This window comes from Leifsonia sp. McL0627 (assembly GCF_058244615.1).
In genome coordinates this window covers 84,940-101,632 of the sequence record NZ_JBZCGM010000005.1, presented here as the reverse complement: position 1 = coordinate 101,632, position 16,693 = coordinate 84,940, and the positions used below count along the sequence as shown (strand labels likewise).

13 protein-coding genes and 1 pseudogene are annotated in these 16,693 nt (G+C 69.6%); 6 read left to right on the top strand and 8 right to left on the bottom strand.

Features of this window, described 5'->3' with window-relative positions; translation table 11 throughout:
- Positions 1–306: 306 nt before the first annotated feature.
- Genes AC37TH_RS15830 through AC37TH_RS15815 form a run of 4 tightly spaced genes read right to left on the bottom strand, consistent with a single transcriptional unit; the run spans position 307 to position 4,526 of the window.
- Positions 307–1,335: a DUF8320 family protein gene (locus AC37TH_RS15830; RefSeq protein WP_490765307.1), complete on the bottom strand. Its 1,029-nt coding sequence runs from the start codon at positions 1,333–1,335 to the stop codon at positions 307–309.
- A complete protein-coding gene (locus tag AC37TH_RS15825; RefSeq protein WP_490765306.1) occupies positions 1,332–2,582 on the bottom strand; it encodes a sensor histidine kinase in 1,251 nt (416 codons plus the stop codon). Before AC37TH_RS15825 ends, AC37TH_RS15830 begins: the two co-directional genes overlap by 4 nt.
- Complete coding sequence (locus AC37TH_RS15820; protein WP_055890744.1) at positions 2,569–3,228, bottom strand: response regulator transcription factor; 660 nt, start codon at positions 3,226–3,228, stop codon at positions 2,569–2,571. The genes AC37TH_RS15825 and AC37TH_RS15820 overlap by 14 nt, the downstream gene beginning before the upstream one ends.
- A gap of 38 nt (positions 3,229–3,266) precedes the next feature.
- A complete protein-coding gene (locus AC37TH_RS15815) occupies positions 3,267–4,526 on the bottom strand; it encodes a class I SAM-dependent RNA methyltransferase (RefSeq protein WP_490765305.1) in 1,260 nt (419 codons plus the stop codon).
- Between the two features lie 24 nt (positions 4,527–4,550).
- On the opposite strand from AC37TH_RS15815, the gene AC37TH_RS15810 reads away from it, so the two are divergent.
- Both AC37TH_RS15810 and AC37TH_RS15805 read left to right on the top strand, forming a co-directional pair.
- A complete protein-coding gene (locus AC37TH_RS15810) occupies positions 4,551–5,189 on the top strand; it encodes a Maf family protein (RefSeq protein ID WP_490765304.1) in 639 nt (212 codons plus the stop codon).
- A 79-nt stretch (positions 5,190–5,268) separates the two neighbouring features.
- Complete coding sequence (locus tag AC37TH_RS15805; protein ID WP_490765303.1) at positions 5,269–7,032, top strand: acetyl/propionyl/methylcrotonyl-CoA carboxylase subunit alpha; 1,764 nt, start codon at positions 5,269–5,271, stop codon at positions 7,030–7,032.
- A 57-nt stretch (positions 7,033–7,089) separates the two neighbouring features.
- Here the strand turns inward: AC37TH_RS15805 and AC37TH_RS15800 are convergent, their stop codons facing one another.
- Positions 7,090–8,682 carry an ABC transporter permease gene (locus AC37TH_RS15800; RefSeq protein WP_490765302.1) on the bottom strand — a complete coding sequence of 531 codons (1,593 nt, stop codon included), beginning with the start codon at positions 8,680–8,682 and terminating at the stop codon, positions 7,090–7,092.
- Positions 8,679–9,590, bottom strand: coding sequence for an ABC transporter ATP-binding protein (locus tag AC37TH_RS15795; RefSeq protein WP_490765301.1), 912 nt, complete (start codon positions 9,588–9,590; stop codon positions 8,679–8,681). Before AC37TH_RS15795 ends, AC37TH_RS15800 begins: the two co-directional genes overlap by 4 nt.
- Before the next feature lie 85 nt (positions 9,591–9,675).
- Here AC37TH_RS15795 and AC37TH_RS15790 point away from each other — a divergent pair, with 85 nt between their 5' ends.
- Entirely contained in the window at positions 9,676–10,335 is a 660-nt protein-coding gene (locus AC37TH_RS15790; protein WP_490765300.1) for a TetR/AcrR family transcriptional regulator, read from the top strand.
- Entirely contained in the window at positions 10,332–10,931 is a 600-nt protein-coding gene (locus tag AC37TH_RS15785) for an NADPH-dependent F420 reductase (protein ID WP_490765299.1), read from the top strand. The genes AC37TH_RS15790 and AC37TH_RS15785 overlap by 4 nt, the downstream gene beginning before the upstream one ends.
- A gap of 8 nt (positions 10,932–10,939) precedes the next feature.
- Here the strand turns inward: AC37TH_RS15785 and AC37TH_RS15780 are convergent, their stop codons facing one another.
- Together AC37TH_RS15780 and AC37TH_RS15775 are read right to left on the bottom strand one after the other, a co-directional pair.
- Positions 10,940–12,595, bottom strand: coding sequence for a cation:proton antiporter (locus AC37TH_RS15780; RefSeq protein WP_490765298.1), 1,656 nt, complete (start codon positions 12,593–12,595; stop codon positions 10,940–10,942).
- Positions 12,596–12,620: 25 nt separating this feature from the next.
- A pseudogene (locus tag AC37TH_RS15775) lies at positions 12,621–14,056 on the bottom strand (NAD(P)H-quinone dehydrogenase).
- 85 nt (positions 14,057–14,141) lie between these two features.
- Between AC37TH_RS15775 and AC37TH_RS15770 the strand changes: the two are divergent.
- A complete protein-coding gene (locus AC37TH_RS15770) occupies positions 14,142–14,975 on the top strand; it encodes a purine-nucleoside phosphorylase (protein WP_490765297.1) in 834 nt (277 codons plus the stop codon).
- Positions 14,972–16,693 carry a phospho-sugar mutase gene (locus AC37TH_RS15765; RefSeq protein WP_490765296.1) on the top strand — a complete coding sequence of 574 codons (1,722 nt, stop codon included), beginning with the start codon at positions 14,972–14,974 and terminating at the stop codon, positions 16,691–16,693. Before AC37TH_RS15770 ends, AC37TH_RS15765 begins: the two co-directional genes overlap by 4 nt.

Sequence of the window (16,693 nt, the reverse complement as noted above, 5' to 3'; positions counted from 1 at the left end):
CCCCCATGTCCTCCAAAATGACGACTTTTGATCTGCTGTGAGAAGCACCACTATAGATAGTGCTAGGTGTCTCTCCTCGTGAGTCACACCGCCAATCACTCGCCGACTAGGGTAAGCGGGCGAGTGTTTTGGGGGCGAGTCAGGGCGATATTCGGGTTGTCGCCCTGACTCGGGGTTTGAATAGGGGCCGACAATTCGGGTGTCGGCCCCTTTCCCCATTTCTGCCGCAGGTCGGCCTTCTGCCGCCGGACCACTCGATGGGAAACGCGCGAGAGCAGGAAGCTCAGGCGAGACGCGAAGCGGCTGCTAGAGCTCGTGGATCGGGCGCGGGATCTCGAGCCAGAGGTCGACTTCGTCGTCCTCTGTGTCGGCGCCGAGTGCGTTCGCGTTGCCGTCGTCCGACATGCGGAGGCCCACCACCGTCACCGCCGTCTTGGACGAGCGGGGGACGGTGCGCACGATCAGCTTGTCCGTGGTCGTGCCACGGATCGCGTCCGCCAGTCGGCGCAGGACGCCGTCCAGGGCGTGCTGGTCGAGGTCGTCGATGCCGCCCTCGTCGAGCAGGCTGACGACGACGCCGCGACGACGCGCATCCATCACCTGGCGGCGCACGTCGTCGTTGAGCAGGCGGCGTCCGCGGATCTCGTCGCGGATCGCGCCCTCCAGGTAGCGGCACTCGCGCCGCTCCGCCTCAGTCAGATCGCCTCCGCGACGCACGATCTCCGCGAGCATGGGAGCCGCCACCCGGTAGGTCTGCCGGAGACGCAGCTGGCGCTCCATGACGTGCGCCTCCTGGGCGGCCTGCCACTCGGTCGCCTCGCGCTCCGCACGGGCGAACTGCAGTGCATCCCTGCCGGCTTTGGCGAGCGAGCCGGAGATGACGACGGCGACACCGACCCACACCACGGAGCCGATCACGCCGAGTCCGGCGAGCGCAGGGACGCCCGCCCAGACGATGGTCTGCACGGCCAGGTAGCCGACGCCCACCCACGCGGCGAACTGCTGCCTGCGCACAGCTGTGATCGTCATCAGCGTTCCGACCGCGGCGACGTACCAGGTGGCGTACCCGTTGTCTTTGGCCGGGTCGAGCTGGCTGGTGACCAGGATGGGGATGGCGACGCAGACTGCGAGGTCGAACGCGGCGAGCCAGAGCGGCATCTTGGTCGGGCTGGTCGGCCACAGGCTGATCACCGTCGCGACCGCATACAGGATCATCGCAGCGATGGGCGGGCCCGGGTTCACCGGCGTGGACAGCGACGACAGGGCGAGGAACAGGTGGTAGGCCGAGAAAAGCGCCCCCAGGCCGAGGAAGAGGAACCGGGGAAGGGTGATCACGCCCGCACCTCCGCATCCGACTCCGACGACGGCCACAGGATGGTCACGGTCGTGCCCTCACCGGGCGCCGACTCGATGCGCGCGTGGCCGCCCACCTTCGACAGACGCTCCCGGATGCTCACCCGCAGTCCGAGACGCTCGGCCGGCACGTCCGCCGCCGAGAAACCGCGCCCGGTGTCCGCCACGACGATGTGCACGGTGGCCTGCGGGCTGCCGCCGCGGATCGACAGCGTGCGCTGCACGTCTTTGTTGCCCGCGTGCTGCATGCTGTTGACCATCGCCTGCACGGTGGCTGAGTAGACGGCCTCGGCCACGTTCACCGGGAGCACATGCACCTCGACGTCGCGCACATCCAGCTCGAACGGGGAGGAGAACGCGTTCGCCGCGGTGAAGATGCGCTCGCTCAGGCGGTCGAGGCCGACCAGCGACTGGTCTTCCGGACTGGACGCCTCCGCGGCGTGCAGGTGGCCGATGGCGTCCGAGGCCATCCGCGCGGCGAGCTCCTTCGCCTCCGGCGTGCGTGCACTGGCGGCGGAGAGCAGAGTGGTCAGCACGCTGTCGTGCACGATCGCATCCACCTGGACGCGCTCGACCTCCGTGGCGTGCTGCCGGACGGCATTGGCGTATTTGGCGAGCGCCTGCGACTGCGCCGTGTCGACGGTGGAGGCGGCCTGCCGCAGCATCGCGATGATCACCAGGATCACGCCGCCCAGGATGATCGCGTACAGGGCGTCGAGACCGGCCAGCTCGGCGCCGACGCCGCCGCCGGCGGGGAGCGCACGCACGATGCCGTATGCGATCGGGGTGATGAACGTGTACGCGGTCGCCAGCCAGAGCGGGAACGCGACGGCGGCGAACGCCGTGAACACCGAGCAGAGGAACCAGACCCATGGCTTGTCCGCCGCGAACGAGTGCGAAGGCAGCGCGATCAGCGGCCACGTGACGATGGCGGCGAAGTAGACGACGGACAGCGTGGCCATCGCGGCCTTCACGAACCGCTGGACGATCGCGAGGAGCACGATGGCGGCGAGGCCGCCGAACACCACAATGATCTCGATCAGGCCCCACGGAGACCGTAGACCAGGAAGCTGGCCGAGCGCCGTCGGGATCGTCTGCAGGCCGAACACCAGCCCGAAGGCGGAGACACTGCGGCCTGCGATGCGCTCGAACCGCTCGCGGCTGATCGGATTGCGCGGTTGGGACGCCTCCGGAGGGGCGGTCCGCGGTGGCGCGCTAGTTGCGCTCATTGCCCGTGTCGGGGTCGAGCCCGGGCAGGATTCCGTCTTCGACGGCACGGCGGAGCAGATCGACCTTGGTCGGGGCGGGGCGACCGACCTCGACGTACTTGACCCGGATGCGGTCGAGGTACTCGCGGGCGGTCGAGTTGGCGATGCCGAGCTGAGCGGCGACCGCCTTGAGCGGCAGGCCGGATGCGTACAGGTGCAGCACATCCCGTTCGCGACGGCCGAGCTGGGCCTTGGCGAAGTCGCTGTCGGCGTCGATCGCGGTGGCCCACTCGAGGTTGTTGAGCACGTCGCCGCTCGCGACCGTCTTGATCGCGTTCATGACCGTGGTGGTCGGCGACGACTTGGGGATGACGCCCGCGGCTCCCGCGGCGAGCGCCTCGCGCACGCTGGCGACCCGGTCGGCGATGCTGTGGACCAGCACGGCAGCGCCGGTTGCCTGGGCGCGCTTGACGTTGTCCGTCACCTTCGAGCCGTCTCCGAGGGAGAGGTCGAGGACGACGACGTCGCACTCCTGCGCACCGAGCAGCGTCACGAACTCGTCGACGGTGGGCGCAGTGACCAGCACCTCGTAGCCGGCGTCCTGACAGGCCGCTTTGAGCCCAAGACGCACGGACTCGTGATCATCGACGATTGCCACCCGCACCATGCTGACCATCGTAGTGGGGCGCGGAGACGCTGACGTGCTCACGGCGCCAGCGTGGCGACGGCCTCGACGTGGTGCGTGTTCGGGAAGAGGTCGAAGGCGCGCAGCGTCCGCAGCGGGTATCCTCGCTCGGCGAACAGCGCGACATCGCGGGCGAGGGCCACGGGATCGCAGGCCACGTAGACGATCTGGGCGGGGGCCAGCGACGCGATCGCATCGACGACAGCGCGCCCCGCTCCGGAGCGCGGAGGGTCGAGGATGACGGTCGCAGCCCGCAGGCGCGCCCGTTCGATCGCCGATGCCTCCCCGGCGAGTCGCTGGACGAATCGTTCTACCCTGTCGGTGACAGTGGATGCGCCGAGCCAGTCGGCGAGGTTCTCCGCCGCGTTGTCCGTCGCCGCCTCGTCACTCTCCACCGAGGTGATGCGGAGCGTCGAGCCGAACCGGTCGCCGAGCGCAGCTGCGAGCAGCCCGACGCCTCCGTAGAGGTCGAGGTTGGCCGCGCGGGGGTCGAACAGCGCCTCATCGACGGCTGACTGCACGGCCTCGGTGAGCGTGGCGGCCGCCGCGCGGTGCACCTGCCAGAAGCCGCGCGCATCCAACTGGAACTCACGGTCGCCGACGATTTCGCGGATGGGGACGGGTCGCTGACGGGGGCGGACGATCCTCCTGCCGCGCTTCACGGGAGCCTCATTGACGAGGAGGTGCGCCGCGCCCGTCCCTGTCGCGACGACGTCGACGGACTCGGCGCCGGGGAAGGTCTGCCCGAACGGGGCCGTCTCGTCGACGAGGGCCGTCGCCAGCGGAAGGCTGGTGGCCGAGACGACGGTGTGCGAGCGGGCGGCGTACGGCCCGACAGCGCCGGAGCCGTCTACTTGCAGCCGCACGCGCGTGCGCCAGCCGGTGCCGTCCTCCGTCTCGCCCGCGACCGGCTCGACCACCACGTCGGTGTCGAGCTTCGCCATGCGCTGCATCGCGTCCGTGATCACCTGGCGCTTGAGCTCACGCTGGTGGTCCAGCCGGATGTGGCCGAACTCGGCGCCGCCCGCCCTGTTGCCGGGCTCCCGGTGGATGGACGCAGCCTCCCAGACGTGCTCCTGGCGCTCCGGGGCGGCGTCGAGCACCTCCAGGGTCTCCGCACGCCAGAAGCTGTCGTGCTTCCGATCGGTGATCCTGGCCCGGATGCGCTCCCCGGGAAGAGTGTCAGGCACGAAGACGACGCGGCCTTCGTGGCGTGCGACGAAGACGCCGCCGTGGGCGACGTTGGTAATGTCGAGGTCGACCTCATCGTTCTGGGGCATCCGTCGAGCATCCCACAGGAACCCATGCGCCTCTACTTGGCATCAACGTCCCCAGCCAGGCTCGCCCTGCTCCGTGCAGCGGGAATCGAGCCGATCGTCGTCCCGTCGCACGTCGACGAACCGGCCGCCGTCCTGGCGGCGGAGGCCGAGCACGGCCCACTGACCCCGGAGGCGATGGTCCACCTGCTCGCCAGGCTCAAGGCCGAAGCGGTGCGCGGCGACCTGCACGGCGAGCCGATCGACGGCTTCATTCTGGGTGGCGACTCCGCGTTCGAGCTCGACGGCGAGATCCACGGCAAGCCGCACCACCCCGAGACGGCGCGCACCAGATGGCTGGCGCAGCGCGGCAGGACGGGCCGGTTGTTCTCCGGCCACTGGCTGATCGACCACAGGAACGGCACGGAGAACCGGGCGCTCGGCAAGACTGCCGTCGCGTCCGTCACCTTCGCCGACGTGTCCGAGCAGGAGATCGACGCGTACATCGCGACGGGCGAACCGCTCGAGGTCGCCGGCGCCTTCACCATCGACAGCCTCGGCGGACCGTTCATCACCAGGGTCGACGGCGACCCGAGTACGGTGGTGGGGCTCTCCCTCTCCACCCTGAGGGGATTGTTCGTCGAACTCGGCGTCAACTGGCCCGACCTCTGGAACCGGCGACTGTAGCCACCCTCTCGTCTGACCCGACCATTTTTGTGGGGATCACCCAAAAGGCTCCCCCGCCTGAGCAATAGGCTAGGAAACTGTGCCACGTATCACCAAGGTCCTCATCGCCAACCGGGGCGAGATCGCCGTCCGGGTCGTCCGTGCAGCGAAAGACAGCGGTATCGCGTCGGTCGCGGTCTACGCCGACCAGGACCGCGACGCCATGCACGTCAAGCTCGCCGACGAGGCGTACGCGCTCGACGGCACGACCAGTGCAGAGACATACCTGGTCATCGACAAGCTGCTCTCCATCGCCCGCAGGTCCGGCGCAGACGCCGTGCACCCCGGATACGGCTTCCTCGCCGAGAACGCCGACTTCGCGCGAGCGGTCATCGCCGCCGGCCTGACCTGGATCGGCCCGTCCCCTGACGCGATCGAGCGCCTCGGCGACAAGGTCTCCGCCCGCCACGTGGCCGAGAAGGTGGGCGCGCCGCTCGCCCCCGGCACCCTGAACCCCGTCGCAGACGCGTCCGAGGTCCTCGACTTCGTCGACATCCACGGTCTGCCCGTCGCCATCAAGGCGGCGTTCGGCGGCGGCGGCCGCGGCCTCAAGGTCGCCCGCACCCGCGACGAGGTCGCCGAGCTGTTCGAGTCGGCGACCCGCGAGGCCATCGCGGCGTTCGGCCGCGGAGAGTGCTTCGTCGAGAAGTACCTCGACCAGCCACGGCACGTCGAGACCCAGTGCCTGGCGGACGCGTACGGCAACGTCGTCGTCGTCTCCACCCGCGACTGCTCGCTGCAGCGCCGGCATCAGAAGCTCGTCGAGGAGGCGCCTGCCCCCTTCCTCACCCAGACGCAGACCGACCAGCTCTACTCCGCCTCCAAGGCGATCCTCCAGGAGGTCGGCTACCAGGGCGCTGGCACCTGCGAGTTCCTGATCGGCAAAGACGGCACCGTCTCGTTCCTCGAGGTCAACACCCGCCTCCAGGTCGAGCACCCGGTGTCGGAAGAGGTCACCGGGATCGACCTGGTCCGCGAGCAGTTCCGCATCGCCGAGGGCGGCGAACTCGACTACGACGACCCCGTCGCCACCGGACACTCCTTCGAGTTCCGCATCAACGGCGAGGACGCCGGGCGCGGCTTCATCCCCTCCCCCGGCCCCGTGCACGTCTTCAAGGCGCCGGGCGGCCCCGGCGTGCGCGTCGACAGCGGCATCCAGGCCGGCGATGTCATCAGCGGCTCCTTCGACTCGATGCTCGCCAAGCTGATCGTCACCGGCGCGAACCGCGAGGAGGCGCTTGAGCGCTCCCGCCGCGCCCTCGACGAGTTCGAGGTCGCAGGACTTCCGACCGTGCTGCCGTTCCACCGCGCGATCGTCCGCGATCCGGCGTTCGCCCCGCAGGACGGCGAGCCGTTCTCCATCTACACACGCTGGATCGAGACCGACTGGCAGGGCGACATCGCCCCGTGGTCCGGCGAACTCGGCGACACGGCTCCCGCCGAACGCCGCAGCAGCGTTGTCGTCGAGGTCGAGGGCAAGCGCATCGAGGTCTCCCTCCCCGCGAAGCTCCTCTCCGGCGGCGCCGACACCGGCGCATCCACTCTGGCGCCCCGCCGCCGTGGTGGCGCGCACGCCGTCGACACGGCCACCGGAAACTCGGTGACGGCTCCGATGCAGGCCACCATCGTCAAGCTGGCGGTCGCCGACGGCGACGAGGTCGTCAAGGGCGACCTCGTGCTGGTCCTCGAAGCCATGAAGATGGAGCAGCCGCTCACCGCACACAAAGACGGCACCGTCGCCGGCATCAACGCCGCGGTCGGCGAGACCGTCTCGTCCGGGCACCTCCTGCTCAACATCGTCTGACGCCGAGCGCGAACGCCGACGTCAGAGTCGGCGTTCGCGTTCGCGCTCGCGCGAACGTCAGCGCGCCAGATCGCGGCGCCGGAATCCGGCGAAGCCGACCGCGACGAGGAACAGCGTCACCAGGCTGATCCAGAGCAACCCCCACCAGTCGGCGTCGCTGAGGGTGACGTTCGGGATGTGCCAGAACGGGCTGATCGCGAGGATCCAGTCCCACAGCTTGAACGTGGGACCGAGCAGCGTGAGCACGAACGAGATGAGCACGCCCGCCCAGGCCGCGATGCTGACCTGAGGCCGGGCGCCGACGACAGCGACGGAGACCGCAACAACGGTCCAGACCGCTGGCACCGTCGCAACCGCCTGCAGGACGGCGTTGCCGAAGTCGACGCCGATGTCGGCGGCCGAAGCGAGCGCGGCGATGACCAGCCCGGCGATGACGACGTACACAGCGGGCGACAGGAGGGCGAGGACCACGTTGCTGGCGAAGTAGCGCTGGCGGGTCACCTTTCCCGCCAGGACGGGCTCGACCCTGTCCTCCAGCTCCTCCGTGCGGAGTTTCAGCATGATCTGCACGCCAGGAATGGATGCGATGATGCCCACCAGGCTGAGGATCGTCACCAGGAACGCCGACACCAGCGCATCCGGAGTGGTTGCCCCGGCCGCGAGGATCTGCGTCACAGCGCTGTCACCGCTCAGGATGTCTGTGATCGACGTCGCGAAGTAGCCGAAGACGACCCCGAGTGCGAGGAACGCGATGGTCCAGGTGATGACGGGACCACGGTTCAGCCGGAGCACGAGCCGCCAGGTCGAGCGGTCCCGTCCGCGCGACGGACCGGGCCGCGGCGCGATCGCGCCGACGCCGAAGTCGCGGCGGGCCTGCAGGACGAACGCGACGCCGAGCAGGACGACGGTGAGCGCGAGCGCATACCAGAGCGGCCACCAGTGGTTCCCCGTGGCGGGATGCGTCTCGGTCATCCAGCCGAGCGGGTTGATCCAGACCGTCCACGACGGAGCTTTGACCGCGTACGCGAAGCCGCGCAGCATGAACAGGACCCCGAGCGTGCCGACCGCGATCGAGTTCGCCGTGCGGGCGTCCGAGCCCAGCTGAGCCGTGACGGCCGCGATGCCGGTGAACATCCAGCCGGTGGCCGTGAACGTCGCGCCGAGCAGCATCGACGACTCCCAGTCGCCGCCGCACAACGCGGTGACGACGCCCGCGACGACGCCGAGCAGCAACGATCCGATCAGAGCGAGCCCTGCGCCCGCGAGCAGACGGCTCGCCCGGCCGAGGACTCCGGAGGCGAGCAGTTCGGCCTGGCCGGAGTCCTCCTGCGCCCTCGTGGCTCGGGTCACAGCGAAGATCGCGCCGAGGGCGGCGAGGAACCCGCCGAGGGCGAGCGCCCGCCAGGCGGTGAAGCCGTCGGTGCTTGAGAGGTCGAAGGCCGGACCGAAGATCAGCCCGAGCGCCGGATTCGCCCCGACCGCCGCCGCGAGCCCTGCGCGATCCTGCTGGCTGGGGAAGATCAACGGGTACAACAGCACCGCCGATGCGGAAAGCACCGTGACGATGAGTATCCAGGGCGCGAAGCTCCGGCCGTCGTGTTTGACGGAGGTGCGCAGCAGGGGGGCAGTGCCGGCGAGAGCAGTGCTCATCGCGTGACCGCCGCATCCTGGTCGGCGTTCTCGTAGAGGCGCAGGAACAGTGACTCCAGCGACGGCGGCTCCACGGTCAGCGACGCGATTCCGAGCGGACTCAGGACGTTCATCGCCTCGCCGACCCTGTTCGAGTCGACCGTTCCGCTGAGCTTCGCGCCGTCGAGCTGCACATCGTGGAAGGTCGACAACTGCTGTTCCGTCGGCGCCGTGTTCAGCACAGCGTGGATGGACGTGCGGGTGTGCCCGCGCAGCTCGGCCAGGGTGCCGTTCTCGACGATGCGGCCGTCGCGGATGATGCTCAGCTGGTCGGCGAGCGACTCCACCTCGGCCAGGATGTGGCTGGAGAGCAGCACGGTCGCCCCGCGCTGCTTGGCCTCGCCGATGACCTCCTGGAACACGTTCTCCATCAGCGGGTCGAGCCCGCTGGTCGGCTCGTCCAGAATCAGCAGTTCGACATCCGAGGCGAGGGCGGCCACGATCGCCACCTTCTGCTTGTTGCCCTTGGAGTACTGCCGGCCGCGCTTGGTCGGGTCGAGCTCGAACCGGTCGAGCAGTTCGGCTCTGCGCTTCTCGTCCAGGCCGCCGCGGAGGGTGCCGAGCAGGTCGATCGCCTCTCCGCCGGTCATGCCCGGCCAGAGCGAGACGTCGCCGGGCACATACGCCAGCCGCCTGTGCAGGTCGACGACGTCTTTCCACGGGTCTCCGCCGAGCAGCCTGACGCCGCCGCCGTCCGCGCGCAGCAGCCCGAGCAGCACCCGGATGGTGGTCGACTTGCCCGCGCCGTTTGGGCCGAGGAACCCGTGGACCTCGCCCTTCCGAACGCTCATGTCGACGCCTTTCAGCGCCTGGAACCGTCCGTAGGACTTGGTCAGCCCCTCGATGTCGATCACCGCGTCAGCGTCCATCGGCCCGCACCTTCCTGTCGATGGCACCAGCGTAGCCTTAACTCCACACGTGGGGATATCCCCGGATGGAGAGTATTCTGGATACATGCCCGATGCCCCGACGACACGAAAGCGCCCGACCGGGCGGCGGGCCGGAGACAGCGGCACCAGAGACGCGATCCTCGACGCGGCCCGCGACCTGTTCGCGGAGCGCGGCTACGACGGAGCGTCCATCAGAGCCATCGCCACCGCCGCAGGGGTCGACCCAGCGCTCATCCGGCACTTCTTCACGGACAAGGACGGCCTCTTCGCTGCCATCGTCTCCGATCGCAGCAGCATCCCCGAGCGAATCACCGCGGCCATGCCCGGCGACCCGGGCAGGCTCGGAGAACGCATCACCGACACCTACCTCCGGATGTGGGAGGAGCCGGACACCCGCCCGATCCTCCTCTCCCTCGTCCGCTCCGCCGTGACGTCCGGCCGCGCAGGGGAGATGCTGATGGAGATCATGGGCGGGCGCCTGCGCAACGACCCGACGCTCGGCCCCATCGACGACCACCGGATGCGCGGCTTCACCATCGCCGCCGCCCACCTGTTCGGCGTCGCCGTCGCCAGGCACGTCCTCAAAATCGGGCCGATCGCCGACCTCTCCCACAGCACTCTCGTCGCCGAGGTGGCCCCGGCCATCCAGCGGTACATCGCCGGCGAACCCGGCGCGACCGAACAGAACAGCACCACCCCAACCAGAGAAGAGCAGCACCCATGAAGATCGCAATCCTCGGCACCGGACGCGTCGGCACCGCCCTCGGCAGCTCGTTCGCATCCGCCGGCCACGACGTCGTCTTCGGCTCGCGCACGCCCGGCGGAGACAAGAACGCCGTCTCGTACCGCGATGCCGCCGACGGCGCCGACGTGATCGTCACGGCCCTGCCGGGCACCGTCGTCGTCCAGACACTCGAAGAGGTCGGTGACGATGTCCTGAGCGGCGCCGTCGTGCTCGACGTCTCCAACGCCTTCACCCCGGAGTTCACGCTCGCATACCCGAACGACAGTGTCGGCCGGCTGATCCAGGAACGCTTCCCCGCCGCCAGGGTCGTCAAATCCCTGAGCACGATGAACACCTCGGTGATGACGAACCCCGCGGCGACGCCGGCCCCGACGACGGTGTTCGTCTCCGGCGACGACGACACGGCGAAGAACGTCGTCCGTACCCTGCTCGGCGACCTCGGCTGGGCGAAGGACTCGATCCTGGACCTCGGCGGCATCGCGACGGCCGTCGGCCCTGAGCACTACGGCCTGCTGTTCTTCGGCATCGTGACTGCGCTGCAGAATCCTACGTTCAACATCGCCGTCGTGCGCTGAGCCTCCGGTCAGGTGACGGGATCGCCCTTCAACTCGATGCTGATCTGGTCGGCGTCGAGGTTGGTCAGGGCACCGAGGAGGAGGTCGGCGCTGAACGCGCCGTCGTCGCGGGCGTCGAGGAGTGCAGTCCGCTGCGCCTCGATGCGAGCGAGTCTCGCCTTCTTCTGGGCGACGAACGCCTCGGGCGTCCGCTCCATCGGCGTCGGCAGCGGCACTGTCTCGGCCGCGTCTCTGAGCAGCGTCAGCAGGCGCAGCCGCTCTTCGCGTTCCAGCTCTGCGTCGACGGGCGCCGGCTTCACCAGGCGCACCACCCAGCCGAGCGTCCCGCCCTGGATGAGCAGCGACGCCGCCGCGACGATGAACGCGATCAGTACCAGCAGCGAGCGGCCAGGCGTCGTCCCCGGCAGCGTCTGGGCAGCCGCTACCGTGACGGCCCCGCGCATCCCGGCCCAGACGACGATCGAGCCCTCCCGCCAGCCGAGCGGCGCGGCCTTGAAGTAGTCGATGTCCGCGAGGGTGCGCCGCACCCTGGTCGCGAAGCGCCCGAGGTCGGCTGCCGTCATCGGGCGCCGACCCTTCGGCCCTCCCTCTCTGGTCAGCGGGGCGTCCTCCTCCGGAGCGTCCAGCCGGCCCTGGATGCTCTCGATGCGCGGCCGCATCTTCTCTCCCCGCCGCGCCCTCCGCGCCAGGATGCCCAGCAGCGGAGCGACGTACGCCGCGCGCACGAGGAGGGTGAGGATCAGCGCGCCGGCGCCGACGAGCAGTGACGGCACGACACCGGCGTGGTCGTTCTGCACGTCGCTGACGATCTTGAACAGTTCGAGCCCCATGACCAGGAAGACGAGGCCTTCGAGGACCAGCTCCACCGTGCGCCAGTTCTGGGCGTCTGACATCCGGTGCTGCGGCGAGAGCACGCGCGGCGCCCTCCTGCCGGTGATCAGCCCGGCGACGACCGCTGCGACCAGCCCGGAGGCGCCGAGCGCCTCCGCGGGGATGGACGCCAGGAACGGCACGGTGAACGAGAGCACGGTGTTGACCGTCGCGTCGGTGACCCTGGCTCGCACGATCAGGTTCAGTCGCCCGATCGCCCAGCCGATCACCAGGGCGACCGCCACCGAGTATGCGAACGAGCCGATGAACCCGCCGAGCGAGAACGACGCGGCGGCCGCGGCGACCGCGGTGCGCAGCAGCACCAGCGCGCTCGCGTCGTTGAGCAGGCTCTCGCCCTCCAAGATCGCCACGACCCTGGGCGAGACTCCCGAGCGTTTCACGATCGAGGTGGCGACCGCATCCGTCGGGCTGACGATCGCGCCGAGGGCGATGCCCCAGGCGATGCCGAGACCGGGAATGACCCAGGCGAAGAACAGGCCGAGGATGACGGCGCTCACGATCACCAGCAGCACGGAAAGACCGCCGATCGCGGTGAATTCGCGCCGGAACTCCATCGCGGGCATCGACACCGACGCCGAATACAGCAGCGGAGGCAGCACGCCCGCGATGATCCACTCCGGCTCGATCGTCAGCGGTGGGACGAACGGCAGGAAGCTGACCCCGATGCCGAGCACAACGAGCACCAGCGGTGCGGCGACGCCGAGCTTCGGCCCGAGTGTCGTCGCGCCGGCGATGGCCAGCAGCACCAAGACGATGACGAGGAGGATTTCCACCCCGCGACCATACCGCGACCCGGCGTCAGAGCACGATGTGCATTGCCCTGGCCGCGTCGGAGATCGACCCGGAGAGCGACGGGTACACCGTGAACGCGCGCGCCACCTGGTCGACCGTGAGGCGGTGCTCCACGGCGAGCGCGAGCGGGAAGATCAACTCGGACGCGCGCGGCGCCACGATCACGCCGCCGATCACCGTTCCGGAGCCGGTGCGCGCGAACAGCTTCACGAAGCCGTCCTTGATGCCCAGCATCTTGGCGCGGGGGTTCGACTTGAGCGGCAGCTTGTAGATGTCGCCCTGCGCGATGCCCTCCTCGATCTGCTTCTGGTTCCAGCCGACCGTCGCGATCTCGGGCTGGGTGAAGATGTTGGAGGTCACGTTGCGAAGCTCGAACGGGTTGACCGCATCCCCCATCGCATGGAACACGGCCGTGCGCCCCTGCATGGAGGCGACGGAGGCGAGCGGGAGCAGGTCGGAGCAGTCTCCTGCGGCGTAGATGTTCGGGATGGACGTGCGAGCGACCCTGTTGACGCGGATGTGCCCGGACTCGGTCAGCTGAACGCCGGCCTCTTCCAGTCCGATCCCGCGCGTGTTGGGCACGGAGCCGACCGCCATCAGGCAGTGGCTGCCCTCGACCGTCCTGCCGTCGGAGAGGGTGGCGACGACGCCGTTCTCGGTGCGCACGATCGATTCGGCGCGCGACTTGGAGAGCACCTGCATCCCGTTGCGCTTGAAGACGTTCTCGATGACCCGAGCTGCGTCGGCGTCCTCGCCCGGCAGCACCTGGTCGCGGCTGGAGATCAGCGTGACCTTGGAGCCGAGTGCCGTGTACGCCGAGGCGAACTCCGCGCCTGTCACACCGGAACCGACCACGATCAGGTGCTCCGGGATGCGGTCGAGGTCGTAGAGCTGCGTCCAGGTCAGGATGCGTTCGCCGTCCGGAACGGCCGACGGCAGGATGCGCGGGCTCGCGCCGACCGAGACGACGAACGTGTCGGCCTCGATCCTGTCGAAGTCCGTGCCTCTCTCTCGGGGGCTGTCGAGACGATGATCGCGCTCGACCCGTCGAGACGGCCTTCCCCGGTGACGATGCGGACACCGGCGCGCACGAGCTCGGCGCGCATGTCCTCGGACTGCTGCCGGGCGAGCCCCATCAGGCGCTTGTTGACGGCGGCGAGGTTCACGGCGACCTCCGGCCGCATCGGCTTGCCGGTCTCGCCCCTGCCGAAGAACTGCACGCCCAGATCGGCGGCCTCTCCGATGGCGTTCGCCGCCTCCGCCGTCGCGATCAGGCTCTTCGACGGCACGACGTCGGTGATCACTGCGGACCCGCCGACTCCCGTGCGCTCCACCAGGGTCACGTCGGCGCCGAGCTGGGCTCCGGCGAGGGCTGCTTCGTATCCGCCAGGCCCACCCCCGAGTATCGCGATCCTCTGCTTGCGCTCGAATTCATAGGCCATGACCTCTATTCTCTCGTATCCCGGCGCACGGATGCGCACCCTGCCTCTCCCTGTGCGCTGGCGGCTCGCTCAGTAGAGTTGGCTCATGCCTGAACCCATCACGAACCCGCTCGACGACCCGGCCACCGACCCGTTCGAGGTCGCACGGCAGGCGGCGGAGCAGCTCGCCGAGAAGACCGGCGTCGCCCAGCACGACATCGCCCTCACCCTGGGCAGCGGCTGGGGCAAGGCGGCCGACCTCATCGGTGAGACGACCGCCACCATCCCCGCCACCGAGATCATCGGATTCGGCAAGCCCGCCCTCGAAGGCCACGTCGGAACCCTGCGCTCCGTGCTGCTGCCGAACGGCAAGCGCGCGCTCGTCATCGGCGCCCGCACGCACTACTACGAGGGCCACGGCGTCCGCCGGGTCGTGCACAGCGTGCGCACCGCGGCCGCCACCGGCGTGAAGACGATGATCCTCACCAACGGCGCCGGCGGCATCAAGGAGCACTGGAAGCCGGGAACGCCGGTCCTGATCAGCGACCACCTCAACCTGACGGCGGACTCCCCGCTGGAAGGTGCGACGTTCATCGACCTCACCGACCTCTACTCGAAGCGCCTCCGCGAACTCGCGAAGACCATCGAACCGAGCCTCGACGAGGGCGTGTACACGCAGTTCCGCGGCCCGCACTACGAGACCCCGGCAGAGGTGCAGATGGCGAAGACCATCGGCGGCCACATCGTCGGCATGTCCACTGCACTGGAGGCCATCGCGGCCCGCCAGTCCGGCATGGAGATCCTGGGCATGTCGCTCATCACCAACCTGGCAGCCGGCATCCAGAAGACGCCGCTCAGCCACCAGGAGGTCATCGAGGCAGGACGCGAGGCCGAGCCGGTCATCAGCGCCCTTCTCGCCCAGATCGTGGAGGCCCTGTGAACGACGACCAGCGGAACGACCAGCAGCCGGACGACCTGATCGAGCGCGCCCAGGCCTGGATCGCTCAGGACCCCGACCCGGAGACGCGCGACGAGCTGAACGCCATCGTCCTGGCGGCGCAGTCCGGCTCCTCCGACGCGGTCTCCGACCTGCACGCCCGGTTCGACGCGCGGCTCGCGTTCGGCACGGCGGGCTTGCGCGGCGAGATCGCCGCCGGCCCCAACCGGATGAACCGAGTACTCGTCGCGCAGGCGGCCGCCGGGTTCGCGCGCTACCTGCTCGACTACGCCGACGGCACGGCGCCGTCCGTCGTCATCGGCTACGACGGCCGCAAGAACTCCGACATCTTCGCCCGCGACACCGCCGAACTGATGGCGGGTGCAGGGGTGCGCGCCGTCCTGCTCCCCCGCCTGCTTCCCACGCCCGTGCTCGCGTTCGCGGTCCGCCACCTCGACGTCAGCGCCGGCGTCATGGTCACCGCCAGCCACAACCCGCCGAACGACAACGGATACAAGGTGTACCTCGGCGGCGAGAACCACGGTTCGCAGATCGTCTCTCCCGTGGATGCGGAGATCGAGTCGCGCATCCTGGAGGTCGCTGCAGGCAGCGTCCTCGACCTCCCCCGGTCGGAGGCGTACGAGGTGGGCTCGGACGAGATCGAGCGTGCATACATCGATGCCACCGCGTCCGTCGCGGAGACGAGCGCGCCACGGGACGCGGTCAGCTACGTCTACACGGCCATGCACGGCGTCGGCTGGCGCACCGCGCGCGACGTCTTCGCCGCCGTCGGGTTCGCCGAGCCGACCGTCGTCGCAGCGCAGATCGACCCTGACCCCGCCTTCCCGACCGTCGCCTTCCCCAACCCGGAGGAGCCTGGGGCGATGGACCTGTCGTTCGAGGCGGCCCGCGCATCCGGTGCCGATCTGGTGATCGCGAACGACCCGGACGCCGACCGTCTTGCCGTCGCCATCCCGGAGGCGTCGAGCGAGGCCGGATACCGCCGCCTCAGCGGCAACGAGGTCGGCGCGATCCTCGGCTGGCGTGCCGCACGGCTCGCGGAGGCGTCTGCGGGCCCCGACCAGGCCGCGTTCGGCGCCCTGGCATGCTCGATCGTGTCGTCGCCCGCCCTCGCGGCCGTCGCGGAGCGCTACCACCTCGACTTCGCGAACACGCTCACCGGCTTCAAGTGGGTCTCACGCGCGCCCGGCCTGATCTACGGCTACGAAGAGGCCCTCGGCTACCTCGTGAACCCGGAGACCGTGCGGGACAAAGACGGCATCTCGGCCGCGACCGCGTTCCTCGACCTCGCCAACAGCCTCGCCGCCGACGGCAAGACCATCGCGGAGCACCTCGACGAGTTCGCCGAGACCTTCGGCTACTTCGCCTCGGACCAGATCTCGATCAGGGTCACCGACCTGTCGCAGATCGACCGCATCATGGCGAGCCTGCGCGAAACGCCGCCGGCGTCGCTCGGCGACGTGAAGGTGCGGCAGATCGACGACCTCAAGGACGGCTTCGCCGACCTGCCGCCGAGCGACGTGCTGCGCATCCTGCTCGCGGACGGCTCGCGCGTCATGGTGCGCCCGTCCGGCACGGAGCCGAAGCTCAAGATCTACATCGACGCGTCCTCCACCGACGGTTCTGTGGCCGAGCGACGCGCCGCCGCGACCGCGGCCGTCGCCGCCCTCGCCGACGCGATGCGCGCGCTCACCGCCTGA